General features: G+C 50.1%; 18 protein-coding genes. 11 read left to right on the top strand and 7 right to left on the bottom strand.

Annotated elements, in window-relative coordinates:
• Positions 1-270: 270 nt before the first annotated feature.
• The 5 genes from ACFPVS_RS08240 to ybeY form a co-directional block, all read right to left on the bottom strand.
• Positions 271-7,677: a YadA-like family protein gene (locus ACFPVS_RS08240; RefSeq protein ID WP_378595607.1), complete on the bottom strand. Its 7,407-nt coding sequence runs from the start codon at positions 7,675-7,677 to the stop codon at positions 271-273.
• Between the two features lie 207 nt (positions 7,678-7,884).
• Positions 7,885-8,250, bottom strand: coding sequence for a hypothetical protein (locus tag ACFPVS_RS08235; protein ID WP_378595605.1), 366 nt, complete (start codon positions 8,248-8,250; stop codon positions 7,885-7,887).
• Positions 8,247-8,513: a hypothetical protein gene (locus ACFPVS_RS08230; protein WP_378595604.1), complete on the bottom strand. Its 267-nt coding sequence runs from the start codon at positions 8,511-8,513 to the stop codon at positions 8,247-8,249. The genes ACFPVS_RS08235 and ACFPVS_RS08230 overlap by 4 nt, the downstream gene beginning before the upstream one ends.
• Positions 8,514-8,660: 147 nt before the next feature.
• Positions 8,661-9,491, bottom strand: a complete 831-nt coding sequence (locus tag ACFPVS_RS08225) for an HlyC/CorC family transporter (RefSeq protein WP_096294681.1) — start codon at positions 9,489-9,491, stop codon at positions 8,661-8,663.
• A gap of 13 nt (positions 9,492-9,504) precedes the next feature.
• A complete protein-coding gene (gene ybeY, locus ACFPVS_RS08220; protein ID WP_096294680.1) occupies positions 9,505-10,008 on the bottom strand; it encodes an rRNA maturation RNase YbeY in 504 nt (167 codons plus the stop codon).
• A gap of 183 nt (positions 10,009-10,191) precedes the next feature.
• Here ybeY and ACFPVS_RS08215 point away from each other — a divergent pair, with 183 nt between their 5' ends.
• The 7 genes from ACFPVS_RS08215 to nagZ all read left to right on the top strand — a co-directional run bounded on the left by ACFPVS_RS08215 (position 10,192) and on the right by nagZ (position 17,636).
• Positions 10,192-10,362, top strand: a complete 171-nt coding sequence (locus ACFPVS_RS08215; RefSeq protein ID WP_157742684.1) for a hypothetical protein — start codon at positions 10,192-10,194, stop codon at positions 10,360-10,362.
• A gap of 385 nt (positions 10,363-10,747) precedes the next feature.
• Positions 10,748-11,143, top strand: coding sequence for a hypothetical protein (locus tag ACFPVS_RS08210; protein WP_096294679.1), 396 nt, complete (start codon positions 10,748-10,750; stop codon positions 11,141-11,143).
• Between the two features lie 39 nt (positions 11,144-11,182).
• Positions 11,183-12,118 carry a hydroxymethylbilane synthase gene (gene hemC / locus ACFPVS_RS08205; RefSeq protein ID WP_096294678.1) on the top strand — a complete coding sequence of 312 codons (936 nt, stop codon included), beginning with the start codon at positions 11,183-11,185 and terminating at the stop codon, positions 12,116-12,118.
• Between the two features lie 107 nt (positions 12,119-12,225).
• Positions 12,226-12,864, top strand: coding sequence for an endonuclease III (gene nth / locus ACFPVS_RS08200; RefSeq protein ID WP_096294677.1), 639 nt, complete (start codon positions 12,226-12,228; stop codon positions 12,862-12,864).
• Between the two features lie 254 nt (positions 12,865-13,118).
• On the top strand, positions 13,119-14,603 hold the full coding sequence (locus ACFPVS_RS08195) for a DegQ family serine endoprotease (RefSeq protein ID WP_378595612.1): 1,485 nt from the start codon (positions 13,119-13,121) through the stop codon (positions 14,601-14,603).
• Between the two features lie 160 nt (positions 14,604-14,763).
• Positions 14,764-16,287, top strand: a complete 1,524-nt coding sequence (locus tag ACFPVS_RS08190; protein ID WP_378595601.1) for a Na+/H+ antiporter NhaC family protein — start codon at positions 14,764-14,766, stop codon at positions 16,285-16,287.
• Between the two features lie 263 nt (positions 16,288-16,550).
• Positions 16,551-17,636, top strand: coding sequence for a beta-N-acetylhexosaminidase (gene nagZ / locus ACFPVS_RS08185; protein WP_096294675.1), 1,086 nt, complete (start codon positions 16,551-16,553; stop codon positions 17,634-17,636).
• Positions 17,637-17,804: 168 nt separating this feature from the next.
• Here nagZ and ACFPVS_RS08180 read toward each other — a convergent pair whose 3' ends face one another.
• Positions 17,805-19,535: a potassium/proton antiporter gene (locus ACFPVS_RS08180; protein WP_199721254.1), complete on the bottom strand. Its 1,731-nt coding sequence runs from the start codon at positions 19,533-19,535 to the stop codon at positions 17,805-17,807.
• 290 nt (positions 19,536-19,825) lie between these two features.
• Between ACFPVS_RS08180 and ACFPVS_RS08175 the strand changes: the two genes are divergently transcribed.
• Both ACFPVS_RS08175 and lnt read left to right on the top strand, forming a co-directional pair.
• Positions 19,826-20,698 carry a DUF808 domain-containing protein gene (locus tag ACFPVS_RS08175; RefSeq protein ID WP_096294674.1) on the top strand — a complete coding sequence of 291 codons (873 nt, stop codon included), beginning with the start codon at positions 19,826-19,828 and terminating at the stop codon, positions 20,696-20,698.
• A 70-nt stretch (positions 20,699-20,768) separates the two neighbouring features.
• Positions 20,769-22,313, top strand: a complete 1,545-nt coding sequence (lnt, locus tag ACFPVS_RS08170) for an apolipoprotein N-acyltransferase (protein WP_096294673.1) — start codon at positions 20,769-20,771, stop codon at positions 22,311-22,313.
• A gap of 97 nt (positions 22,314-22,410) precedes the next feature.
• Here the strand turns inward: lnt and ACFPVS_RS08165 are convergent, their stop codons facing one another.
• Complete coding sequence (locus tag ACFPVS_RS08165; RefSeq protein ID WP_378595610.1) at positions 22,411-23,139, bottom strand: transposase; 729 nt, start codon at positions 23,137-23,139, stop codon at positions 22,411-22,413.
• 351 nt (positions 23,140-23,490) lie between these two features.
• Between ACFPVS_RS08165 and rpoH the strand changes: the two genes are divergently transcribed.
• Both rpoH and hemA read left to right on the top strand, forming a co-directional pair.
• On the top strand, positions 23,491-24,354 hold the full coding sequence (rpoH, locus tag ACFPVS_RS08160; RefSeq protein WP_096296070.1) for an RNA polymerase sigma factor RpoH: 864 nt from the start codon (positions 23,491-23,493) through the stop codon (positions 24,352-24,354).
• A 186-nt stretch (positions 24,355-24,540) separates the two neighbouring features.
• Complete coding sequence (hemA, locus tag ACFPVS_RS08155; protein ID WP_096294671.1) at positions 24,541-25,794, top strand: glutamyl-tRNA reductase; 1,254 nt, start codon at positions 24,541-24,543, stop codon at positions 25,792-25,794.
• Positions 25,795-25,889: the final 95 nt, after the last annotated feature.

Genomic DNA, 25,889 nt, shown 5'->3' with positions numbered 1-25,889 from the left:
GGATGTAACGGGTCTTTTGCCGGTTGGGCAGTTGTCCGGCGGGCTGCCAATCGGGCAGCCGGTTAATTTTGAGCAACGGGCAGCTGCCGGTATGTTTGCCCGTCATGATTTGGGCTTGTTGCTGGAAGAAGCTGCTCATAAAAAAACGCCTCTGAATCCTTTAGGGGGAATTTAGGGGAGTTTTGGGGTTTTTGCAAAGGTCTCAGGCCGTCTGAAATATTTTTCAGACGGCCTTTGCTTACCTCATGACGGTATTACATTATCACAGAATTACCACTGGTAACCGACCCCAGCAGTCGCACCGTAGTGCCCGCGCGAGTTGCCGGTGGCGGAGCCTTTAATTACCCAGTTACCGTTGTCGGAAATGCTGGAGTAACCTAAGGCATAACCACTTTCGCCACGGTAGGCACTGCCGGCTACGGCAACCATGCTCTTACCCGGTAGATAGGCTTGTGGCAGACCAGCTACCGCCATAGCAGCAGCAGCTCCCGCATTAGCACGTCTTTCGGCACTGTCGATGCGCTGGTTGAGCTGATTGCCCATATTGACGGTGTAATTGGCCACGCTGTTGATGGCTTCGTTGGTTTGATGCAACTGGCTGCCGTTAACGGCATCTTTGCTGGTGGCAGAAATTTCACCGTCGGCTACGTTGGTGATTTTCTTGTCGCCTGCATCCAAACCATCTGCGGTAATGCTCGGACCGTTGGCTATGCTCAGGCCGGTGCCACTCAACACGGTGTCGCCAGCTGTTACGCTGTCAACCACCAAATCTTTAGCGGTTGAAACAGTATAGTTGGCGCTGCCGTCGGTGTTGGTGCTTTGCGCCACCACAATGTTGTCACCCGCATTCACAGTGGTTTTGGCTTTAACTGCCGTTTGGTTCACTGCTTTGATAGCGTCATCTACATTGTTTGCGCCCGTACCGCCAATATTGCTCATGCTCACGCTGCCGCCGGGGTTAACCGTGGCGTTGCCGCCTAACACATTGGCTACAGAGACCGCAGTGTCGTATAGCTGGCCGCCGTTAACCGCATCGGTGCTGCCTGCGGCCACGTTGCCGGCAGCCACGTTGGTCACTTTCTGGTTATTGGCGTTGACGCCGTTGCCGCTGATGTAGGTATTACCGCCTACGCTCACACCTGCGTCATCCAATACCACGCGGTTAGCTCCCGTACCTGCGGTAACACTATTGAAGTTAACGTCTTTCTCAGTGGCTACGGTATAGTTGGTGCTGCCGTCGGCATTGGTGCTTTGCGCCACCACAATGTTGTCGCCTGTGCTCACGGTGGTTTTGGCTTCAACCGCCGCCCGGTTCACCGCTGCGATGGCATCGTTCACGTTGTTCGCACCCGTGCCGCCGATATTGCTCATGCTCACGCTGCCGTCGGGGTTAACCATGGCGTTACCGCCGAACACGTTGGCTACGGAAGCTGCGGTATTGTGCAGCTGGCCGCCGTTAACCGCATCGGTGCTGCCTGCGGCTACGCTGCCCGAAGCCACATTGGTTACTTTCTGGTTGTTGGCGTTGATGCCGTTGCCGCTGATGTAGGTGTTGCCGCCTACGCTCACGCCTGCGTCATCCAATACCACGCGGTTGGCGCCCGTGCCTGCGGTTACGCTGTCGAAGTTGACGTTTTTGGCGGTGGCCACGGTGTAGGTGGTACTGCCGTCGTCGTTCTGTTTTTCAGACACTTCGATGTTGTCGCCTGCTGCCACTTTGTTGGCCGACGCTGCTGCTGCGGCTTTCAGTTGGGCTACGTTGACGGCGTCGGTGTCTTGCTCACCGGCTTTCACTCCGCCGATTTGCTTGTTGCCGGCGTCGATGCCTGCCGATGTGATGTTCACATCGCCTGCTTTGAGGCCGTCTGAAGTCAGCGCTACGCTGTCGCCTACTTTAACGCCGTCGTTGTTCAACACGGTTTGGCCGGTGGTTACGCTGCCGTTGCTGCCTAGGTTGACGGTTTCGGCCAGCTTGATGCTCAAGGTGTCGGTGCTGTTGGCTACAACCGCGATATTGTTGTCGGTTAAGTTGCCGGTGGCGCCGCCTTTGAGGTTAACGGTGGTGCCGAGTTTGCGCTCGACATTGCTGCCGCTGTCGCCTGCAAAGGTTAACGGGCTGTTTACCGCGCCGTTCAGCTTGGTTAGGGCATCGCCTACGTTGTTGGCAACGCTGCTGTTGCCGGTGGCCGGGTCGATGATGGTGTAGGCCGGGGCGCTGACGGTGCCGTCGGCATTCACTGCCGAACCGCCGCCCAAGGCGTTGGCTACGCTGTCGGCCGTGCCGTACAGCTGGCTGCCGTTAACGGCTTCTTTGCTGCCGGCGGCAATGCTGCCGTCTTCCAAACCGCTGATCTTGCCGTTCGTGCCTACGGTTAAGCTGCCTGCTTTGAGGCCGTCTGAAGCCAGGGCTACATCGTTGCCGACTTTAACGCCGTCTTGGTTCAGCACGGCATCGCCTGCGGTTACGCTGTCGAAGCTGACGTTTTTGGCCGTTGCCACGGTGTAGGTGGTGCTGCCGTCGTCGTTCTGTTTTTCAGACACTTCGATGTTGTCGCCTGCTACCACTTTGTTGGCCGACGCTGCTGCTGCGGCGTTCAGTTGCGCCATGTTCACCGCATCATCGTCGGCCACACCGTTGGCGACGCCGGAAATCACGTTGCCGCCGTTGTTCAGACCGCTTTCAGACAGGCTGACCGGATTGCCGCCGGCTGGAGTGATGGTGAGGCCGTCTGAAGACAGCACGGTGCCATCTGCGGTGATGCTCTCAACAGTTAAACTATCTGCCGTTTTTACGGTGTAGATGGTTTGACCGTCGTTGCCGGTTTCGCTATCCACTTCGATGTTGCTGCCTGCAACCACTTCGGTTTTTGCAGCTTTCGAGGCTTTGTTGATTGCATCGGCCACATTGGCTGCTGTGGCAAAGTTATCGCCCGGCTCATCTGCGGTTACAGTGCCGTCGGCTGCACTGGTCAGGCCTGATTTGTTCACGTCGAAAGTGATGTCGCCGCTGCTGTTGCGCGCAGTGGTACCGGTGCCGTTGACAAAATTAACCTGTTTGTTGGTTTGGTCAATTGTTTCGGCGGTTGTGCCGTTCACGCTGGTGGTAAAGCTTTGCAACGCGCTATCAGCTTTGGCCAGGGAGGTTTTGGAGGCTTCCGACAAATCGACGGCGTAGTCGGTGACGTTGTTGCTGTCTTTCGCACCGGCGGTAACGGTTACGGCATTCGAACCTGCTGAGGCTTTCGCGCCGTCGGCATTGACGGTGTAAACGGTTTGACCGTTAGCACCTGTTGTGCTGGTTACGCTGCTGACGTTGGTGCCTTTTTCCACTTCTGTCATTGCGGCTTTCACTTGAGCTACGGTAGCCGCATCGTTATCGGCAACGCCGTTGGCGACGCCGGAAACCACGTTACCGCCGTTGTTCAGGCCATCTGAAGTCAGACTAACCGGATTGCCGCTGGCTGGAGTGATGGTGAGGCTGTTGCCTTTGATGTCGGTAATGTTGCCCGCTGCATCTTTTACCGTAACAGTAGTGAACTCAACATCTTCTTTGGTGGCCACCGAAATCTTATTGGCGCTTTGGGTGATTTTGATGTTTTTGCCCGCATCAACGGTAACGGTTTCGCCATTTGGAACCTTTGTATCTTCGGTGGCGGCAGTATTGTCAACCTGTTCACCGTCTGAAGCAGAAGTGGCCAAATTAAAGCCTGCTGCTTTCAATTGGGCAACGTTAACGGCATCGGTGTCAGCCGTGCCTGCGGCCAAATTGGTAATTTGGCGGGTAATGCCATGCACGCTGCTACCTACGGAAACCGCACCATATAATGCGCTGGATGTCCAAGTGCTGTTGTTTTTATCACTTGCTGCGAGCAAAGGATCAGCACCAACCATTCCGCCTGCTACATCAGCCAAACTGTTTGCACCCAATGCGACTCCGCTGTTCACAGATGCTATTGCAGAATGGCCGAGTGCCAAAGAACCAGTGTTTTGAGCTTGAGCGCTCGGACCGAAAGCAGCCGAGTTATCAGCTATTGCTTTTGCGCTATTACCCACTGCCACACCATACCGGCCACCTCTCAGAGCCGCACCGGATGCATCGGTTGAGCCTGCTGTCGCTCCGTTACCGATGGCCACGCTATAAATAGCATTTTGGGTAGTGGAAGCATTGCTGCCCAACGCTAGAGATCCTATACCGCTGCCGGCTGCTTTATAACCGATGGCGGTAATCATACCGGCGTCAGGCACATTCACCCCTGTTGCCGTGGTGAATGCAGTTGCTTTTGCTTCTTCACCCAAGGCAATACTGCCGTTAGCAGTAACTACAGCGTCTTTACCGATAGCAACAGAGTTATTACCGCCACCATTGTTTGCTGCTGCATTCTTACCGATAACAATAGCATTTTCAGCACTAACCGTTGCTTGGGTATTGGTGCCGATTACCACGGAATCATTGGATTCGGTTTGAGCCGCATTACCGATAGCAATATTGCCTGTTTTGGTGGTTCCGATGGTTCCTCCCAACGCTTTGGCATCTACACCGATTGCAATACCGTTTAAGCTAGTAACTTGGCTTTTTGTGCCCAACGCCAAGCTTTTCTCCGATTCGGCTTTAGCCAAACGGCCAAGTGCCGTTGCGCCGTCTTGCAGAGCTTGTGCATCATTGCCGATAGCTACTGTATAGGTATTGTCTGCCACCGCACCCGAACCCATGGCCACCGCACCATTGTTGGTTGCTTTAGAGTCCAAACCGATGGATACGGCAAAATTACCCGTGCTTTGGGCACTTTTACCCACGGCAACCGCACTGTCGGCAGTTGCATCGGCACTTTGACCGACGGCTACGGTATCTTTAGCCGTGGCCGTGGCCTCATTACCCAAGACGGTTGCATTGTCTGCCGAGGCGTTAGCCAAATGACCGACTGCCGTAGCATTAACCGCAGTTGCTTGAGCCGCCACACCGGCAGCCATAGCATTCAACCCGGTTGCGCCTGTGTTATCGTAGTTGGCGCTTTCTGTTCCACCGTCATTAACACTGTAATAATGTGTTTGGGCATCTTGAAGCCCTTTGGTAACGATATACAGCTGGCTGCCGTTAATGGCGTCGGTTGAGGTTGCTGAAATTTCGCCTGCGGCCACATTTTGGAGGCGGCGCTCGGAATCTGCGGCACCTACCGTTACCGCGCCAACAGCTCTTTGGCCGGCAAAACCTGTGTATGTTATCCCATTGATAACGGCTGAATTCACCGTACCCGTGGCACCGGCACTGGTTGTGCTGCCGGTTACATTCAGAATATCGGTGTTAAATAATGTGCCCGCTGCATTTGCCGCGCCGTCGGCAACTTGGCTGTCATTACCCAAATATACCGAATTGGCTGCAGTAGTGCCTAATGTATTCCCAGCGGGATCGGAGTTGATACCGCTGCCCAATACATAAGTACTGTCGGTGGTGATGTGGTTGTAGCTACCGATTGCACGGCTGTTGTCGGCATCAGCCGTCATCAGGTTTAAATTACCGAACACACCGGCATTATCGGCGGCAATAGGATTGTCTACTGTTCCGTTGTCGTTACCGATGGCATAGGTTCCGGTACCTGTGATATGGGAAGGATCACCCAGTGCACCAGAGTTGGTGCCGGAAACAATGTTGCCCACACCGATGGAAATAGATTGCAAGCCTGTGGCTTGAGCACCTTTACCGATAGCAATGGCATTATTAGCAGTTGCTTTGGTTTCCGTACCGATAGCTACTGTATCACTTGCACTCACGCGTGGCACACCCGTACCTTGCCCAGCTTGTTTGCCAATAGCAACATTGTTTGAACCATTGATAAACTGACCCGCCTGATAGCCAGATGCCACGTTAAAGGTTCCAACAGAACCTTGTCCAGCCTGCCAACCAACCGCTACTTGTCCTTGGTTACCGGTTGCATTACGACCTGCATCCACACCTACAAATACAGTATTATTGCCTACAATACCACTATATGTTTGGATATCCACGTTACCTGAGTTAGTGCCGATAGCGACATTGCCCGTACCTTGCGCCGTCGCTTTATTGCCGATAGCCACACTATTTTCTTGATTGGCCAAGCTGGTATTGCCGATAGCCACAACGCTGGCCGTCTCACCTTTGCTGTCAACCCCCAAGACTACGTTACCAGTCCCTGTAGCCCTGGTTCCTTTACCGATAGCTAGAGCACCTGTTGCTGAAGATTGGGCATCATTACCAATAGCCGTACTATTTTGATGCGTAGATCGGGCTACATAACCAATGGCAATAGTGCTGTCATTTTCCGAACGTGCGCCATCCCCCAAGGCTAATGAAGACTTTCCAATTGCATGAACATCATTACCTCCCGCAAAAGAATTCTGCCCTATTGCTTCAGAAGCTTGACCGATAGCCGCCGCATTGGTGCCTCGTACCACACTATATGCGCCGATAGCAATTGAGTTTTCAGCTTTTAAAAGACTTCCTGCAACGGAGGCATTATATTCAGTACCAGCTTTGTCATAAATTTTACCTCCGGTAACAGTGGCCTTTTCCGCAAGCGCATCTGTACCGATAGCAATCGAACGCATAGCCGAGCTGTTTGACCTGACACCAACGGCAATCGAATTGGCTCCGGTGGGTCGATAACTTGATGTTGACTGCTGATAATTAGCATGCTGGCCTATAGCGATTGCACCGGCTGCTCCCGCATTGGCGGTATTACCCACAGCAACAGCATTATTGCCCAAGCTGCGGCTGCTATTGCCCACAGCCACCGTTGTCGCACCCAGCCCTTTAGCCGTTTGACCAACCGCCACCGATCCGGCACTGGTTGCTAATGCACGGTTGCCAATCACTACCGAATTACTGGCAGTAACAGATTTCACACTATTTATGTTGGTTGAGCCAGACGCGGTAACCGTTATCGATTTCACCTCGATTTGATTTTCTGGAGTACCTGCTCTTACAGCAGCATCAACCGCCTGTGTAGCATTGGCATAAGTACCCAAAATCACGTTACCGGCACCATTCAATCCGGCACCTGCATCGGTGCCCAAACCGATATTGTTGTTTGCACCGGTTCCGTATCTTAATGCCCCGTCGCCAATGGCAACATTGCGTGCTTCAGAAGAGATTTGCACGGGGTTACTGCCCGCATTACGGCCGATAGAGATATCCCATCCACTTGAAGCCTCCGCAAGCTGGCCGATGGCAATACCTTGAACGTTAACTGCCTTTGCACGGTCACCAATTGCCAAAGAAGCTGCGCCGGAAGCCACTGACGAAAAACCGGCAGCAAAAGCTACATCGGTAGTAGCGCTTACCGATTGGCCAATTGCAACTGCGTTGTTACCGGATGCATTTGCCCCAGAACCACAGGCAAATGAGTTCGTATTAGAAGTAGCCGGAAGAGTCGCATCATTCTGTGTACAAGTTGCGGCCACGGCCTCGCTTGCGGGTAGCAACGCAAACCCTGTAATCAATGCAAAATTCAACGCCAATGCGCTCCATCCACAACCGGCTAGACTGTAAAGCTTGTTAACTCGGTTATTTGACAAACAGTGTGCGCCTTCTTGTGTTCGAGACATTTGGCTGCCTGCAGGCTTACCTTTAGCGTTTTCAATCTCAGACACGGCAACCCATGCGCCTAAAGATTCATTCCAAATACTGCGATAACTTTTATTCATGATATTTCCTTATTACTTATTTTTTAAGTTAACACTCCGTGAGTCAGACACTTGGGCTATCCCAGCTTCCCCATCCGAACCATGACTTGAATGACCATTAAATGTCACTTACATCATTTAACTGATATTTTTTGTCACTTTGTGACAAATTACTCACTCGCATTACATTACAACATCGATTATTGCATGATGAAATTAATATACCGATTATTTGATTTTTAAACCTCTAATCATAAGGTTAATGCACCATGCTGATTGACTGCTTGGCCATAATGCCGCTTGCTGTTTTTTTAGTTTTGCAATTTCCATGCCAATATTTTTTGTTAGACGGTATTTTTTTTGATTAAGTGGTGAGATGATATAAAAGCAAGCACCAGCCATGCTTGCGATGGTGAGATTGAGGCTCTGTATAATTACTGCGGGTGCATACCCATACGGGGAATATGTTATGCAAACAAGCCGAGAATCTTTACCTCTCAGATTTGAGTGCAGTTCAAAGTCAGGGAAGCAAAAAGTATATATGCCATTAAAGATAGTAAAGATAGATGGGATTTTGAGCAGTGCATAACTCAAGAGATATACCAAAGATGGGGTTTTGTAAAAGTTTCAACCAATTCAAACAAACCAAGTATGGTATGACGCGCTTGACCAACGGTGCTACCACCAAAATGCCGTCTGAAATTTTTTTCAGACGGCATTTCTGTATTCATCTGTATTTCTGAGACTCCACGATTTCTCGGCAGCCCCCAATGCCCCACATTCTCCAGCGCATGGTTCATCACCACGTCGATACACGCAGGCGGCGGTTTGATCACGAATGCTTCGCACAGAATCACATACCGACACCTTTGCCAAACTCCGCATCAAACTAACAGCAGAAACTGCAAAGTACAGTTTCTGCTGTTTTCATTGGTTTTAATCCCGACAATTTCCTACATCGTCTTAAACCATAATCGTTTCAGACGGCCTTGGTTGCATGCCGCTTATTCTTCTTTGGCTTTCACGACCATCAAGGTATGCAAACGACGGTTATCGGCGCGCGCGACGGTAAATTGCAGCGGCCCGATGACTACTTTTTCACCGCGAACCGGCAGATAGCCGAATTCCTGAATCACCAAACCGCCGATGGTATCGACTTCTTCATTGCTGTAATCGGTGCCGAAAAAATCGTTGATGTCTTCGATTTCAGTTACTGCATAAATACGCCAACGCTCGGCCGATACAGCGAAAATATTGTCGGCGCTTTCGTCTTCGTCAAACTCATCTTCAATATCGCCGACGATTTGCTCAATGATGTCTTCAAAGGTGACCAACCCCGATGTGCCGCCGTATTCATCAATCACAATCGCCATGTGGTTGCGTTGCTCGCGAAACTCTTTCAATAAGGCATTCAGCGACTTACCTTCCGGCACGAACACGGCCGGCCGCAAAATGGATTGCAAGTTGAATTGTTCAGCGCTGAACACGTATTTCAACAAATCTTTGGCATGCAAAATGCCCAACACCTCGTCCTTGTCTTCACCAATCACCGGAAAACGTGAATGCGCGGTTTCGATGATATAGGCGACAATGCGCTCAAGGCTGTCGTTTTCCTTAATCACATTCATTTGGCTGCGCGAAATCATCGCATCACGCACTTCCAACTCGGTAAAATCCAATACTTTTTCCAAGCGGGCAAAGGTATCGGCATCGAATACTTCCTGCGCATGCGCCTGCCGCAACAGGCTGATGACGTCTTCGGCGGAATCGGGTTCACCGGTCAAACGGGAAACCAAACGTTCGAAAAAATTGGGTTTCGACTGAGTGTCTTCCATATTAATGTTCGTCCTATTGATAAGGGTTGGGATAACCTGCGGCCTCCATCAGGCGGATTTCGGCGGCTTCCATGACTTCGGCTTCATCGTCTTCGATATGATCATAACCCATTAAATGCAAGGTACCGTGCATGGTGAGGTGGGCAAAGTGTTGCTCGGGCGTTTTGCCCTGCTCTTTTGCTTCTTTCAGTACCACTTGCGGGCAGATAATCAAATCACCGTAAAGGCCGTCTGAAATTTGGCCGGGTATGACGTCGCCTTCGTTCAAGGCAAAACTCAATACATTGGTGGCGTAATCTTTGCCGCGGTAATCGCGGTTGTAAGCTCGGGCTTCTTCTTCATCGAGCAAAATCAGGCTGATTTCGGCGCGGCGGTATTCGTCTTTCAAGGCGGCAAAAGCCCAACGGTAGAAATCTTTTTCAGACGGCACATCGGCTGCGGAAGAGACGTTGTCAAAGTTTAAATGAAAACGTTGGCGTTGTAAGGATTGGAAAGGAAATTTTTTGGCGCGTTTCATAGATATCTACTATTTTAATGATAATATCAATAATAATTATCATTGAACCATAATTTTTTTTTACTCTAATCTCTGTAATTTGCGTTTACTACACAGCATCCTGAGTTTCAAATTTATATTTGGATTATAGGATATCCTTTACTTGATTTGTAATTTTTTAAACCCTAAGGTAAGGAGTTCAAAATGCAAGAATTGACTATATATGAGTTGGAAGCAGTTAGTGGCGGACTGAATACTACTTTTCGACCAGTAAGCCAAAATGTTGAAGACCGGCGTATTGGTTGGCGCGATAATTCTTTTTGGTGGCATTTTGAAGGAGTTTTGCCAAGATTCGGCAGTAATTGGTTATATTGATAATCTGTAAAATAGGCTTCCTGCGAGACCATGCGATATCCTGATTTTTCATTTATGTAGGGAATACACGATACTTCCTAGGGAATACCGGATTCAGGCGCAACCTGTGTGACATGCTGTGTATTCATTCTAAATAAATGTCAAAATGCAACATTAATTTTGTGGGAAGTCTTAAATACGAACTGAAGAAACCGGCTGAAGTAAATTTGTCTGATCTCCTATCCCAAATAGATTATTATTTTTCAGCGAGACATAATTAGCTACTACAAAGCAATATGATAATGTTGCCATCAAACTGCCTGAGTATCCATTCTGAAACTCAAAAAAACATCAAATCTGAATACTTTAAGAAAAAGTCTCAAAATTTAATTGAAACGGAAACCGGATGAAAAAACTGTTTTATTTTTTATTGCCTGCTTTGGCAGCATGTTTACAGCAGACCCAAGCAGATAGCAAGGCTGATATTTCCTTCCCTGAACCTGGCCAAACCATCGCTTCAGAAAATGTAACGGATTCTGATAATGTCAGAATGACAGGGAGTGTCCATTTTTCTTTTGAACAGTCGGAGTTTATTTCCCAAGGTAAAACTTATTTTATTGAAAAAAGTTACGCAGTAATCGGTGAAATCAAAGCAAAACGGAAATATTCCGGTGCATATAATATAACGCTGCACAATATATGTATTCAGGGAAAAATTTTGAATAAAGAACAAAATAAAGGAAATAATTTCGGCCCTTTGGGGCGTTATGAGCAAGCTGTCATCATAGAGGGTTTGTGTTAGACTAACAGCCTTTCCCGCCTTTACATCCGGAAAACGTAAATGAACCCGACAAAACTCGTCATCGCCAGCCGCGAAAGCCGCTTGGCCCTGTGGCAGGCCGAACACATTCAAGGCCGTCTGAAAACCCTTTATCCCGACTGCGACGTGCAAATCTTAGGCATGACCACACGCGGCGACCAGATTTTAGACAAAACCCTTTCCAAAATCGGCGGGAAGGGATTGTTTATCAAAGAATTGGAACAAGCCCTGCAAGACGGTCGCGCCGATTTGGCGGTGCATTCAATTAAAGACGTGCCGATGGATTTGCCGGAAGGTTTTGCGCTGGCTGCGATTGGCGAACGCGCCAATCCGTTTGATGCGTTTGTGTCCAACCGATACGAACGCTTGGAAGATTTACCCAAAGGCGCAGTAGTCGGCACCGCCAGCCTGCGCCGCGAAGCACAATTGCGTGCGCGCTATTCTCATTTGGTAATCAAACCTTTGCGTGGCAATCTGCAAACGCGTTTGGGCAAACTTGACAACGGAGAATACGATGCGATTATTCTCGCCGCTGCAGGTTTACAGCGTTTGGGCTTGGACGACCGCATCCGCTTGATTATTTCCGATACCGTCAGCCTGCCCGCCGCCGGACAAGGTGCTTTGGGCATTGAAATCGCTGCAAACCGCAAAGATTTGCTGGAAGTATTAAAGCCGCTCAACCACGGCATCACCCACGCCTGCGTCACCGCCGAACGCGCTTTAGCACGCGCTTTGGGCGGCAGCTGCCAAGTGCCGCTGGCAGCTTACTGCACCGAAGAAAACGGTTTACTGACCCTGCGTGGCTTGGTCGGCCATCCCGATGGCTCAACCATTATCGAAGCCTATGCCCAAGCACCGGCCGGCTACGCCGATTCATTGGGTCGCGCCGTGGCCAAACGCTTGGCCGATGATGGGGCGATGGAATTGATTGAGACCGTTTTGAAAGAATCCGCATAAACTGTTTATCAGTTTGATGGCCAGATAGGCCGTCTGAAAAGCGTATGCTCTTTTCAGACGGCCTTTTTGCTATAATAACGCGCGAGCATTTCAAATAAAAACACATCATGAACAAACACATCCGCCAAGAAATTTTCGAGCGCTTCCGCGCCGCCAATCCGCATCCGACCACCGAGCTGAATTTCAGTTCGCCGTTCGAATTACTGATTGCCGTGTTACTGTCGGCGCAAGCCACCGATGTCGGCGTAAACAAAGCCACAGCCAAACTGTTCCCTGTGGCCAATACCCCGCAAGCCATGTTGGACTTAGGCTTAGACGGCATAATGGAATACACTCAAACCATTGGTCTTTACAAAACCAAATCCAAACACATCATGCAAACCTGCCGCATTTTGTTGGAACAACACGGCGGAGAAGTACCCGAAGACCGCGCCGCTTTGGAAGCACTGCCTGGTGTCGGCCGAAAAACCGCCAATGTGGTACTGAATACCGCTTTCGGCTGGTCGGTCATGGCAGTGGATACCCACATTTTCCGTGTATCCAACCGCACCAAAATCGCACCGGGCAAAGACGTGCGCGAAGTGGAAGACAAGCTCATGCGTTTTATCCCGAAAGAATTTCTAATGAACGCGCATCATTGGCTGATACTACACGGTCGCTACACCTGCAAAGCACTCAAGCCGCAATGCGGGCAATGCATCATTAACGATTTATGCGAATGGAAGGCGAAAAATATTGTTAATTAAGTTATCCCGCCCGATGATTCAGAATTAAGAGGCAGACAGGCTTTTAGGCCGTCTGAAACATTTCAGACGGCTTTTTCCATTGAAAATGAAACGCTTGAAAAAATGTTCATAATCGGTAAAATTGCCCCTATCCACTCAAATTAAGGGTATGGCGGGTAAACTTGCCCTTCCGTCCGATTGACAAACCGCAACCCGGTAAAACAGATAGACACGCATAACAAGGAATGACTGTGACAAAAAATACCAAAAAATATATGGCTTTAACCATTGCGGCCACACTGGCATTGAGCGCATGTGACAAAGTCGGCAGTTTTTTCAGCAATGACAATACCCAAGACGAAGAGAAAGAACTGGTTCAACGCATTGAACCGCCAAAAGACGATGGCAGCGTTGGCATGTTGCTGCCCGATTTTGCCCAATTGGTGCAAAACGAAGGCCAAACCGTGGTCAATATTCAAGCTACGGCAACCAACCGCAGCCAGCAGCGTGCTGAAGAAAACGGCATGGATTTAAGCCAATTTCCGGATAACGATCCATTCTACGAGTTTTTCAAACGCTTGGTACCCAACCTGCCTGATATGCCGCAGGAAGAAGCCGACAGCAGCGAGCTGAATTTCGGTTCCGGCTTTATCATCAGCTCCGACGGCTACATTCTTACCAACACCCACGTCGTTGCCGGTATGGGCAATATCAAAGTGTTGCTCAACGACAAACGCGAATACACCGCTAAGCTGATTGGTTCCGACCAGCAATCTGATGTGGCTTTATTGAAAATCGATGCCAAAGATTTGCCGGTTGTAAAAATCGGCGACCCGAAAACGCTCAAGCCGGGCGAATGGGTGGCCGCCATCGGCGCACCGTTCGGCTTTGACAACAGCGTAACATCAGGCATCGTCTCGGCAAAAGGCCGCAGCCTGCCGAATGAAAACTACACTCCGTTTATCCAAACCGACGTCGCCATCAATCCGGGTAACTCGGGTGGCCCGCTGTTTAACCTTAAAGGCCAAGTAGTCGGCATCAATTCACAAATCTACAGCCGCAGCGGCGGATTTATGGGCATTTCGTTCGCCATTCCGATTGATGTGGCGATGAACGTAGCCGACCAACTGAAAACCAGCGGCAAAGTGCAACGCGGGCAATTAGGTGTGATTATTCAAGAAGTCTCTTACGACTTGGCGAAATCGTTCAACTTAGACCGTGCCAGCGGCGCTCTGATTGCCAAAGTGATGCCAAACAGCCCGGCGCAGCAAGCCGGTTTGCAGGTGGGTGACATTGTACGCAGCGTCAACGGCGAGGAAGTGCGCTCTTCCAGCGATTTGCCGGTGATGGTCGGCGCTATGCCGCCAGGCAAAGAAGTAAAATTGGAAGTGTGGCGTAAAGGCAAGAAAATTTCTGTCAACGTCACTTTGGGCAGCACCGGTGCACCGACCCCGAGTGGCGAAAGTGAAATGGGAAGCCTCACATCGCCAAACGATGTGCAAAGTTTCTTGGTGGAAGAAGCCGGTTTGACGCTGCAAACGCAAACCACCGACGGCAAACAACGCTTGATTGTCACCCATGTCAGCGGCGCCGCCGAACGTGCCGGTTTGAAGCGCGGCGATGAAATCATGGCCGTGAGTCAAATCACGGTTAATGACGAATCAAGCTTCCGCAGTGCTTTGAGCAGTACCGGTAAAAACGTGCCGCTGTTGGTGCAGCGTGGTAGTGACACACTCTTCTTGGCCTTAAATCTGCAATAAAACGGCATAAAATTGTATAGTAATGATAAAATACCCGTTATTTTTGAAATGACGGGTATTTTACCGTTTTAGCTTTCACACTTTTTCAGACGGCCTTTTTAATACACACTATGCCGTCTGAAAACATTCAGATTTTATTTACACTTCATCATTTTACTTTATGCAACTAATCGATTATTCAAGCTCTTTTATGTCGGTAATTCCGCCATTTCTGGCGCTGACGTTGGCTGTGATTACCCGCCGCGTTTTATTCTCTCTGGCCATCGGCATCATCATCGGGGTGTTAATGCTCACCGGCGGCAATCCGCTCAATACCTTAACTCACTTTAAAGACATCACCGTATCACTGGTTTGGGCAGATGGCGATTGGTCTCTGGCCAAACTCAAAATCCTGATTTTCCTGTTATTATTGGGTATTTTCACTTCCTTGCTGACTTATTCGGGCAGTAATCAAGCTTTTGCAGATTGGGCTAAAAAACACATTCAAAGCCGTCGCGGTGCCAAAATGTTGACCGCCTGTTTGGTGTTCGTGACCTTTATCGACGACTATTTCCACAGTTTGGCGGTGGGCGCGATTGCCCGTCCGGTAACCGACCGCTTCAAAGTATCACGCGCCAAACTGGCTTATATCTTGGATTCTACCGCTGCGCCGATGTGCGTGTTGATGCCGGTTTCAAGCTGGGGCGCCTCGATTATTGCCACCCTGGCAGGTTTGCTGGTGACTTACAACATCACCGAATATACCCCGATGGGCACATTTGTCGCCATGAGTGCGATGAATTATTACGCCTTGTTTGCGCTGTTAATGGTGTTTTTTGTGGCGTATTTTTCTTTCGACATCGGTTCGATGGGCCGCTTCGAGCAGCAAGCTTTGAGCGAAACACATGAAGAACAAGCCGTTTCAAACGATTCCAAAGGCCGCGTATATGCACTGATTATTCCGGTTTTGGTGCTGATTTTCGCTACCATTTCCGCCATGCTCTACACCGGCGCACAAGCTTTGGATACCTTCAGCATTTTGGGCGCATTTGAAAACACCGATGTGAATACTTCATTGGTATTCGGTGGTGTGTTAGGCGTGTTGGCGGTATTGTTCTGCACGGTCGGCACCATCGAAGCCCATGTTTACCCGAAAGCCACTTGGGAAGGCATGAAGTCGATGTTCGGCGCCATCAGCATTCTGATTTTGGCGTGGCTGATCAGCACTGTGGTCAGCGAAATGCGTACCGGCGAATTTTTATCTACCTTGGTCGCAGGCAATATCCACCCGGGCTTTTTGCCGGTGATTCTATTTACCTTGGGCAGTGTGATGGCGTTTGCCACCGGCACCAGCTGGGGCACCTTCGGCATTATGTTGCCGATTGCCGCCGCCATGGCGGTGAAAATCGACCCGAGCCTGATTATCCCTTGCTTCTCGGCGGTGATGGCCGGCGCGGTGTGTGGCGACCATTGTTCACCGATTTCCGACACCACCATTTTGTCCTCCACCGGTGCACAATGTAACCACATTGACCACGTTACTTCGCAGCTACCTTACGCGCTGACCGTGGCCGCCGCAGCGGCCAGTGGCTATTTGGTACTGGGTTTCACACATTCTGCCCTGCTCGGCTTCGGTGTGACTGCCGTAGTTTTGGCCGTATTGATTTTGATGTTGCGCAGCAAAAAAACCGCGCTTGCCGCTTAATTGTTCAGACGGCCTCTAGGTGTAGGAAATTGTCGGGTTGTTTACACTTTTTATGCAAAACAGCTTTTATTTTTTGCCTAAATGATTGTTTTAGGATTGTTGAGCATTATCAAGAACTATGCGGCGTTGCCGTGCCTTTCGGCATTCTTGACAACACTCGAAAATCCCAAAATGGGTCTTCAAGCAAAAAAGCAAAAGTGTAAACAACGCTAGGATTTTCTACACTCTAGGCCGTCTGAAACGTTTTGGATAAAGGAAACAAAATGACCCAAGCCGTTATAGAACGCGGCCCTGTGATGGCCGATGTAAATACGTTTACATTGACCGACGAAGAAAAACAACGCCTGCTCGACCCGGCTATCGGCGGTGTGATTCTGTTTCGCCGCAATTTTGACAACGTACCGCAACTCAAAGCTTTAATCCGCGACATCAAAGCTTTGCGCACGCCGGAACTGATTGTTGCTGTCGACCACGAAGGCGGCCGCGTGCAGCGTTTTATCGACGGGTTTACCCGTCTGCCGGCCATGCGCGTGTTGGGTGAAATTTGGGACAACGAAGGCGAAGCCGCTGCCAAAGCCAAAGCCGAACAAGTGGGCTGGGTATTGGCAACCGAATTGAGCGCCTGCGGCGTGGATTTGTCGTTCACACCGGTGTTGGATTTGGACTGGGGGCAATGCACCGTTATCGGCAACCGCAGTTTCCACCGAGATGCCGACATCGTCACCGAATTGGCTTTGGCCTTACAAAAAGGTTTAAACAAAGGCGGCATGAAATCCTGCGGCAAACACTTCCCCGGCCACGGCTTTGTCGAAGGCGACAGCCACCTGACCCAGCCGCAAGACGACCGCTGCCTGGCCGATTTGCAGGCTGCCGATATGGTTCCTTTCGGCAAATTAAGCGAGGCGGGGATGGCGGCAGTGATGCCCGCACATGTGGTTTATCCGCAAATCGACCCGAATCCGGCCGGTTTTTCAGAAAAATGGCTCAAACAAATCTTGCGCCAAGACATCGGCTTTGACGGCGTGATTTTTTCAGATGACCTCACCATGGAAGGCGCAGGCAGCGCGGGCGGCATCAAAGCGCGCGTTCAAAGTGCTTTTGCCGCCGGTTGTGATATTGCATTGGTATGCAACCGCCCTGACTTGGTCGATGAATTGCGCGCCAGTTTCCACATGCCCGATAATCCGAACTTGTCTGCACGTTGGGCTTATATGGCCAACACACTGAACATGGACGCAGCCGAAGCGATGATGCAAAGTGATGAATTTAAAGCCGCTCAAGCCTTAACCGCCCAACTGGCTACACCGAAAGACATTGCCAACGGCGTGAAAGTAGGCGAAGCTTTTTAACTCTTCAAATATCAATCGAGGCCGTCTGAAATGTTTCAGACGGCCTCGATTGATATACACCCGAGAACTTTGCAAAACGCTAGATTTGAGTATACTTCGAAGCCAAAGCAGCGTATAACGAAGAAATAGGCCAAAAACAGTGATTTTGCAAAGGTTTGGGTTTATTTTTTAATCAGGAAACTTCATGCCCATCAACTTAATACTGCCGTCTTTATTCAATTCCTTAATCGTCAATTCAAATTCACCGATACTCACGCGGTCACCCTCCACCCATTTAGTGCTTTCCGAACGCAGCTCAAACAATTCGCCCAAGCTCAAGCTCTCTTCGTTTGGCTGTAATTTCAAACCGTAAGCCTTGGCCAAATCCCCGGCACGACTGGCCGGATCGAATGAAAATTCTCCAAAATAATCGAAATTAAGCAGCACGCTTTTTTCGGTCTCGGTGAAATAATAGGCCATATTTTCGACCTGATCGTCAGGTAGGACATACCACGCGATGTCACCCTTTTTAAGCTTGGTATCACTTTGCAACTCGATTCGGTATCCTTCGCGAATCAGTGCAAAACAGCGTCGGTCAAAGCTGGCGGAAATCGGAGCCACATCATCGGGATGTACGCCTTCTGCTTCGGATTGCGCTACCACTTTAAATGATATCATGCGTACCGCTTCTTTTTCTGCCAACCAAATATCGCGGCTGTCGTTCGGTTCGGGCTTCGGCGGCATGGCTACTTTCAGCAGGCGCGCCATGACCGGAATGGTTGTGCCTTGAATCAGCAGCGACAACACCACCACCGCAAATGCCACATCAAACAAGGCCCGTGAATTCGGTACACCCATTACCAACGGCATCATCGCCAGCGTAATCGGCACCGCACCGCGCAAACCCAGCCAACTGATGTACGTCTTTTCGCGCACGCTGTAATTAAACAGCCACAAGCCGGTAAACACCGCAATGGGGCGCGCCACCAACATCAAAAATACCGCCAATACCATCGCATCTGAACCGCGCTCCAACACACTCGACGGTGTCACCAGCAAACCCAACACCACAAACATAGTCGCCTGCGCCAGCCATGCCAAACCGTCCATCACGCGCAAAACATGTTCCGTCGCGTGATTATGCTGATTGCCCACCAATATACCGGCCAAATATACCGCCAAAAAGCCGCTGCCGCCAATCAAGTTGGTAAACGAAAACACCAGCAAACCACCTGACACAATCATCAACGCATACAAACCTTCAGGCAGATTCAGGCGGCGTACCAGCTTGGCCAGCAATTTGCCGCCGATAAAGCCCATCAGCAAACCAAAGCCGATTTGCAGCAGCAACATCCACATGAACGACATCACGCCGCCTTCGTCGGGCTTGACCATCATTGCGATTAAAGCAGTTACCAAGAAAATCGCCATCGGATCGTTGGCACCGGATTCAATTTCCAGCGTGGCCTGCACACGTTCATTCAAGCGCACGCCGCTGTTGCGCAACAGGCTGAATACGGCACCGGCATCGGTTGAACCGACAATTGCCGCCATCAGCAGACCAAAACGCCAATCGACATCCAAATAAAGTGTGGTGAAAATACCCAGCAAAGCCACGGTGGCAAACACGCCCCATGTTGCCAACACCGCCGCCGGTTTCAAACCGATGCGGAAACTCTGAAACCGCGTACGCAAACCACCGTCAAGCAGAATCACCGCCAAGGCAAGTTGGCAGATGAAGTTGGCCGAAACAAAATTGTCAAACTCAATACCGCCTATTCCTTCTTCACCGGCCAAAATGCCGACTCCCAGAAACACCAACAGCAAAGGCATACCCAAACGCGCCGAAAGTGTGGTGGAAACCACACTCAAAAACAGCAACGCACCGCCGAGTAGGAATAAGATATTCATCCAATCCACGTTTTTATTTCTCCTGATCTGCTGAAGTTAAGGGGGGAAACCGGCGGTTTCTTGCGTTTACGGCCGGCAGGGACGAATTTTAACACATGTCACGCCATGCAATTGGCAACCATTCAAGAATCTTTTCTTTCCTTTAATTTGATTAAAGGGCGTCTAAATGATAAAAACCGTATAATTTTCAGTTATAATATTCGGTTTCGCTAAAGGCAAGTTTGTGCGCCAAACCATCGCCGAACAGCCGGACTTAGCAGAAAATCATGACCTTTTCTTTAATCTAGGAACCATTCAAGATGGCTTTTGCCTCCCTTTTTACCCTGCTTGACGACATTACCGCCGTATTGGACGACGTGGCCTTAATGACCAAAATGGCTGCCAAGAAAACCGCCGGCGTGGTCGGCGACGATTTGGCCTTGAATGCCAACCAAGTGACCGGCGCTTCTGCCGAACGCGAATTGCCGATTGTATGGGCAGTAGCCAAAGGCTCTTTGATTAATAAAGTCATTTTGGTACCGGCCGCTTTATTGTTGTCTGTTTTCCTGCCGGCTGCGATTACGCCTTTATTGATGATCGGTGGTGCATATTTGTGTTTTGAAGGCGTGGAAAAACTGTTGCATAAATTGTTGCACAAAAACGACGGCAATGAAGCCGCTTCGCATGCCAGCGACGAAATTTTTGATGAAAAAGCCAAAATCACCGGCGCCATTCGCACCGATTTTATTCTGTCAGCCGAAATCATCATCATCGCCTTGGGTGTGGTGAGCGCCTACGGCGTGCTGACCAAATCTTTGGTGATGTCAGCCATCGGTATCAGCATGACTGTGATTGTTTATGGTTTGGTTGCCATCATTGTCAAGCTCGATGATTTAGGCTTGCGCTTAATCGAAAAAGGCAGCAGCCTAGGCAAAGCCTTTGGCCGCTGCATCATCGCGTTCATGCCTTGGTTTATGCGCACGTTAAGCGTGATTGGCACCTTGGCCATGTTCTTGGTCGGCGGGGGCCTCATCACCCACAATTTCGACCCGGTACACGACTTCCTACATGCCCATCATTGGGACACAGGCCTGATGGCACAAGTGGCAAACCTAGTGGTCGGCGTGCTGACCGGTACGGTGGTGTGCGCCGTAGTATTGCCTTTGATGAAAGTATTCTCTAAAAAACATTGATTTGTGTACCATAAGGCCGTCTGAAACCTAAAGCCTTCAGACCCCCCCCCTTTTCTTGTTCACTTAACATATGAATATTCTCCGCAAACTCGAAACATATTGGCGAAAGCCGCTGTTCTATTGGCCGCTGGTCATCATTATCGGCGGCGCTACGCCGCTCACCTTTGCCCCTTATTATCATTTCTGGCTGATGCCACTGCTGTTCGGCGCTCTGATCCGCCTGATTGAGCTGCGCCCGCGCATGGCTGCTTCAACAGCTTATGTATTCGGCTTTTTTGCTTATGTGTCACAGTTTTACTGGATTCATACGGCCCTGCACGGAGTTTCCGGCCTGCCGAACCTTTATGCCATTCCAATGACGGTTTTATTGCCGGCATTTTTGGCACTCTACCCTGCCCTGTGTTTCTGGTTGTGGAAAAAATTCCACTTTCCGCGCTGGATTAAAATCGGCATCGTACTACCGATTCTTTGGACACTGACCGAATTTGCCCGCGAACGCCTCCTGACCGGCTTCGGCTGGGGCGCATTGGGTTATTCCCAAATCACCAAAGCCAGCCCGCTGGCCGGCTTCGCACCCATCGGAGGTATTCATTTAGTAACCTTTGCCACCGCCTGTATCGGCGCATGGTTGGTATTGCTCGTGGATAATGCAGGCCGTCTGAAAAGCCGTCTCATGCCCTTGTGCTGCGGCGTAGCTTTGTGCACTGTCGGCTACATTGCCCAAGAAGCCGAATTTACCCAACCGGACGGCAGCACCAATACTGTCGCCCTATTGCAAGGCAATATCGAACAACACTTGAAATGGCGAGAAGACCAAATCGTTCCGACCATTCAAAAATATTACGAGCAGCTGAACAAAACCCGCGCCGACATTGTGATTTTGCCGGAAACCGCTATCCCCGAAATGCGCCAAACCCTGCCCGAAGAAGTCTTAAATACCTTTGCCGCCCAAGCGCAAAGTAACGGCAGCGCGCTGGCTTTAGGCATCAGCCAATACACGCGCGATGGCAACGGCTATGAAAATGCCGTGATTAATTTAAGCAACTACAACAACACTACCGCCGAAGAAATCCCGTATTACGCCAAAAACCATTTGGTGCCGTTTGGCGAATACAAACCCTTACCGGCCATCACCAACGTGCTTTACCGCATGATGAACATGCCGCTGGCCGATTTCCGCAAAGGCGGCGAAGGCCAAGCGCCTTTGGTGATGAAAGACCAGCGCGTCGCCTTCAACATCTGCTATGAAGACGGTTTCGGCGACGAATTAATCGCCACCGCCCGCCAATCCACGCTGCTGGCCAACGTCAGCAACATGGCATGGTATGGCGACTCTAACGCCATGTATCAGCAATTGCAGCAGTCACAAGCACGCGCAATGGAATTAGGCCGCTATATGGTGCGTGCCACCAACACCGGCGCCACCGCCATTATTTCACCCAAAGGCAACATCATCAGCGAAGCCGAAGCCAACACCGAAACCGTGTTGGAAGGTCATGTTAAAGGTTACATTGGCGAGACGCCTTACATGAAAATGGGTGGCTCATGGTGGCTCATCGGCCTACTCAGCGCCGCAGCCTTAATGCTTTTCGCCCTGCGTAACAAGCAAGAATAAGCGCGTCATCCACCTTGTTCAGACGGCCTGATAGACTGATTGTTTATCAGGCCGTCTGAATTTACATCACCAATAAATTGTTCTATATCAAATAAACTTATTTATCGATACACGCCTGAAATAGCCAATCCACATCCGCCATTCTCAGCCGATTCCCAACACCTTTAATCCAAGCCCGCTTTTTCTCTATCTGATTCAGATCGGGACTATAGGGCGGAAGCCATAACACGGTATGCCCCTTTTCCTTCAGCAAGGCTTCTGCCTTACCCTTATGAAACGCCGCATTATCCATCACCGCCACACTGTTTTGCGGCAGCTCCGGAATCAAAACCCGCTCCGCCCAAGCATCAAATATCCGGCGGTCAATACTGCAATCAAACAGCCCGACGGCAAACAGTTTGCCGTGAAATAACGCTCCAACGGCATTGGTCTGATGATGCCCCTGCCAATCATGAAGCGCATAACAACGCCGGCTTTTTGGCGCATAAGCGTAAGGCCGGTAACAGGATTTTCCGAATTTGCTCCCATCTGAACAAACAACCGGACGGTTACGGAGGATGTAGCGGTGCAGTAACTTCAGGAAGTTTTTTCTGAGCCTTCTGCCGGCTTTCGGGTGGCGGCCGGTCTTTTTTTTGCAGCTGATGCCGTATCGCTTTAATGCTTTGTGTATGGCGGTATGGGAACAGCCAAAGCGTTGCGCTCTTTCACAGCAATAGGCATCAGGATAACGCCCGACATCTTCGAGCAGTGCCTGGGCGCTGATTTTGCGGGTTTTGCGTTGCCTTGGAGGGACTTGGGGAGCCGGAGGGCGTCTCCAAAGCGTGATGGTGGAGAATGGCGGTGCCGGATTCTTTTGCGGTTCTGCGAATCGTCCATCCTTGACGGAGTTTTTTGAGTACGGGTTGTTTGAAGTCTTCTGAATAGGCCATGGGGGAATTGTATCGGAGAATATGTTTATTTGCTTATAATAAATTTATTCCCGAGTAAAATACTCAAATATTAAAAATTAATCATGTTTTTTAAAATACAAAATTTAACCTATCACACATACAACATTAACACAAAAAAGCGGTCTAATAGCCATATCAAAACAGTAGTGTTATACTACTTCGCCACACATTCTTAAGCGCTTGCCGATTACCGGCCGGCGCACATAACAAGGAAAGCCACTCTAATGATGAATAACGCTTTTGCATTACCAGTAATCCACAGCGGTAACGGTAGCTTGGAGCAATACATTCATACCGTGAACAATATTCCGATGCTTTCTGCCGAAGAAGAAACCCAACTGGCAGAACGCCAACAAAAAGGCGATTTAAACGCCGCCAAACAATTGATTCTTTCCCACTTGCGCGTGGTGGTCTCCATCGCCCGCGGTTACGACGGCTACGGTCTGAACCAAGCCGACTTGATTCAAGAAGGCAATATAGGCTTGATGAAAGCGGTGAAACGTTACGAACCAAGTCGTGGCGCACGCTTATTCTCATTTGCCGTACATTGGATTAAGGCTGAAATCCATGAATTCATTCTCCGCAACTGGCGCTTGGTTCGTGTTGCCACCACCAAGCCCCAACGCAAACTGTTTTTCAATTTGCGCAGCATGCGTAAAAATCTGAATGCCTTATCGCCAAAAGAAGCACAAGACATCGCCGATGATTTGGGCGTGAAACTTTCCGAAGTCTTGGAAATGGAACAGCGCATGACCGGTCACGACATCGGCATTTTGGCCGACAGCAACGATGACGAAGACAATTTTGCCCCAATCGACTGGCTGGCAGATAATGAAACCGAGCCAACCCAGCAAATCGCCAAGCAAGCCCATTACGCGCTGCAAACCGATGGTCTGCAAAATGCCTTGGCGCAACTGGACGACCGTAGCCGTTACATCGTTGAAAGCCGTTGGCTGCAAGACGATGGTGGTTTGACCTTGCACGAGCTGGCCGCCGAATACGGTGTATCGGCCGAGCGTATCCGCCAAATCGAAGCCAAAGCCATGCAAAAATTGCGCGGTTTCTTAGCTGAAGAAGCCAAAGCAGTTTAAAATCTAAAATCAAAGGCCGTCTGAACATTTCAGACGGCCTTTTCCATCCGTTCAATCAGTTAACCCAATCATTTTCTGCTAAAATTTAATAACCACGCAGATTGCGGAAGCCGCAAAACATTCTTTTCAAAGCCAACTTACGCTATAATAACCCCTTCACGCACACTCCCTATTCTTCACATTCCCATGCAACTTACCGCCGTCGGACTCAACCATCAAACTGCGCCTTTGAGCATACGCGAAAAGCTGGCTTTTGCTGCGGAAAGTCTGCCTGCTGCCGTGCAAAGCTTGGCCGGCAGCAATGCGGCCAAAGAAGCGGTCATTTTGTCTACCTGCAACCGCACCGAGCTTTATTGCGTCGGCAACACCGAAGAAATCATCGAATGGCTGGCGCAATACCACGGCTTACCCGCCGATGAGATCCGCCCTTATCTGTACACCTTCGACAGCAACGAAACCGTGCGCCATGCCTTCCGCGTGGCCTGCGGCTTGGATTCGATGGTATTGGGCGAACCGCAGATTCTCGGCCAAATCAAAGATGCCGTGCGCATCGCGCAAGAACAAGAGAGCATCAACAACAATCTGAATGCCTTGTTCCAAAAAACATTTGCCGTCGCCAAAGAAGTGCGCACTGACACAGCCGTCGGCGAAAACTCAGTGTCGATGGCTTCCGCTTCAGTAAAAATGGCCGAGCAGATTTTTCCGGACATTGCCGATTTAAATGTGCTGTTCATCGGTGCGGGCGAAATGATTGAGTTGGTAGCCACTTACTTTTCCGCTAAGAATCCGCGCCTGATTACCGTGGCCAACCGTACCTTACCGCGCGCGCAGGAATTGTGCGACAAACTCAGCGTCAATGCCGAGCCTTGTTTATTGAGCCAATTGCCCGATATCATGCACGAATACGACGTAATTGTATCGTCCACCGCCAGCCAATTGCCGATTGTCGGCAAAGGCATGGTCGAGCGTGCATTAAAGAAGCGGCACCATATGCCCGTGTTCATGCTCGATTTGGCCGTACCTCGCGATATTGAAGAAGAAGTCGGCGAATTAAACGATGCCTATCTCTACACTGTGGACGACATGCAGGACATCGTACAAAACGGTAAAGAAGCACGCCAAAAAGCTGCTTCTGCCGCCGAAGCCATGGTGGAAGAAAAAGTCGGTGAATTTGTTGAATGGCAGAAAAGCCGCCAAAGCGTGCCGCTGATTCGTGCATTGCGTGACGAAGGTGAGCGCGCCCGTCGCCAAGTGCTGGAAAACGCCATGAAACAATTGGCCAAAGGCACGGCGGCTGAAGAAGTATTGGAACGTTTATCCATACAGCTGACTAACAAACTGCTTCACTCGCCTACCCGCGCGCTCAACAAAGCAGGTTCTTCCGATACCGATCTCATCGATACCGTTACACAAATTTACCATTTGGACAATCACGAATAAATCATTAAGGCCGAAACCTTTGTCCCCCAGATTTGAGTGCAGTTCGAAGGTTAGAGCAGCACAGAAAGCGCAGACATCACAAAGATAGGCAAGCT

This window comes from Neisseria weixii, assembly GCF_042658245.1.
In the GTDB taxonomy this organism is placed as follows: Bacteria; Pseudomonadota; Gammaproteobacteria; order Burkholderiales; family Neisseriaceae; genus Neisseria; species Neisseria weixii.
Note: the sequence above shows the minus strand (reverse complement) of the source record. Positions and strands in the feature narration are given on the sequence as shown.

Excerpts from the sequence above, each read along its gene's own strand:
- ACFPVS_RS08240 (WP_378595607.1), bottom strand. The coding sequence starts at position 7,677 with ATGAATAAAAGTTATCGCAGTATTTGGAATGAATCTTTAGGCGCATGG.
- ACFPVS_RS08225 (WP_096294681.1), bottom strand. The coding sequence starts at position 9,491 with ATGGAAGACACTCAGTCGAAACCCAATTTTTTCGAACGTTTGGTTTCC.
- ybeY (WP_096294680.1), bottom strand. The coding sequence starts at position 10,008 with ATGAAACGCGCCAAAAAATTTCCTTTCCAATCCTTACAACGCCAACGT.
- ACFPVS_RS08215 (WP_157742684.1), top strand. The coding sequence starts at position 10,192 with ATGCAAGAATTGACTATATATGAGTTGGAAGCAGTTAGTGGCGGACTG.
- ACFPVS_RS08210 (WP_096294679.1), top strand. The coding sequence starts at position 10,748 with ATGAAAAAACTGTTTTATTTTTTATTGCCTGCTTTGGCAGCATGTTTA.
- hemC (WP_096294678.1), top strand. The coding sequence starts at position 11,183 with ATGAACCCGACAAAACTCGTCATCGCCAGCCGCGAAAGCCGCTTGGCC.
- nth (WP_096294677.1), top strand. The coding sequence starts at position 12,226 with ATGAACAAACACATCCGCCAAGAAATTTTCGAGCGCTTCCGCGCCGCC.
- ACFPVS_RS08195 (WP_378595612.1), top strand. The coding sequence starts at position 13,119 with ATGGCTTTAACCATTGCGGCCACACTGGCATTGAGCGCATGTGACAAA.
- ACFPVS_RS08190 (WP_378595601.1), top strand. The coding sequence starts at position 14,764 with ATGCAACTAATCGATTATTCAAGCTCTTTTATGTCGGTAATTCCGCCA.
- nagZ (WP_096294675.1), top strand. The coding sequence starts at position 16,551 with ATGACCCAAGCCGTTATAGAACGCGGCCCTGTGATGGCCGATGTAAAT.
- ACFPVS_RS08175 (WP_096294674.1), top strand. The coding sequence starts at position 19,826 with ATGGCTTTTGCCTCCCTTTTTACCCTGCTTGACGACATTACCGCCGTA.
- lnt (WP_096294673.1), top strand. The coding sequence starts at position 20,769 with ATGAATATTCTCCGCAAACTCGAAACATATTGGCGAAAGCCGCTGTTC.
- rpoH (WP_096296070.1), top strand. The coding sequence starts at position 23,491 with ATGAATAACGCTTTTGCATTACCAGTAATCCACAGCGGTAACGGTAGC.
- hemA (WP_096294671.1), top strand. The coding sequence starts at position 24,541 with ATGCAACTTACCGCCGTCGGACTCAACCATCAAACTGCGCCTTTGAGC.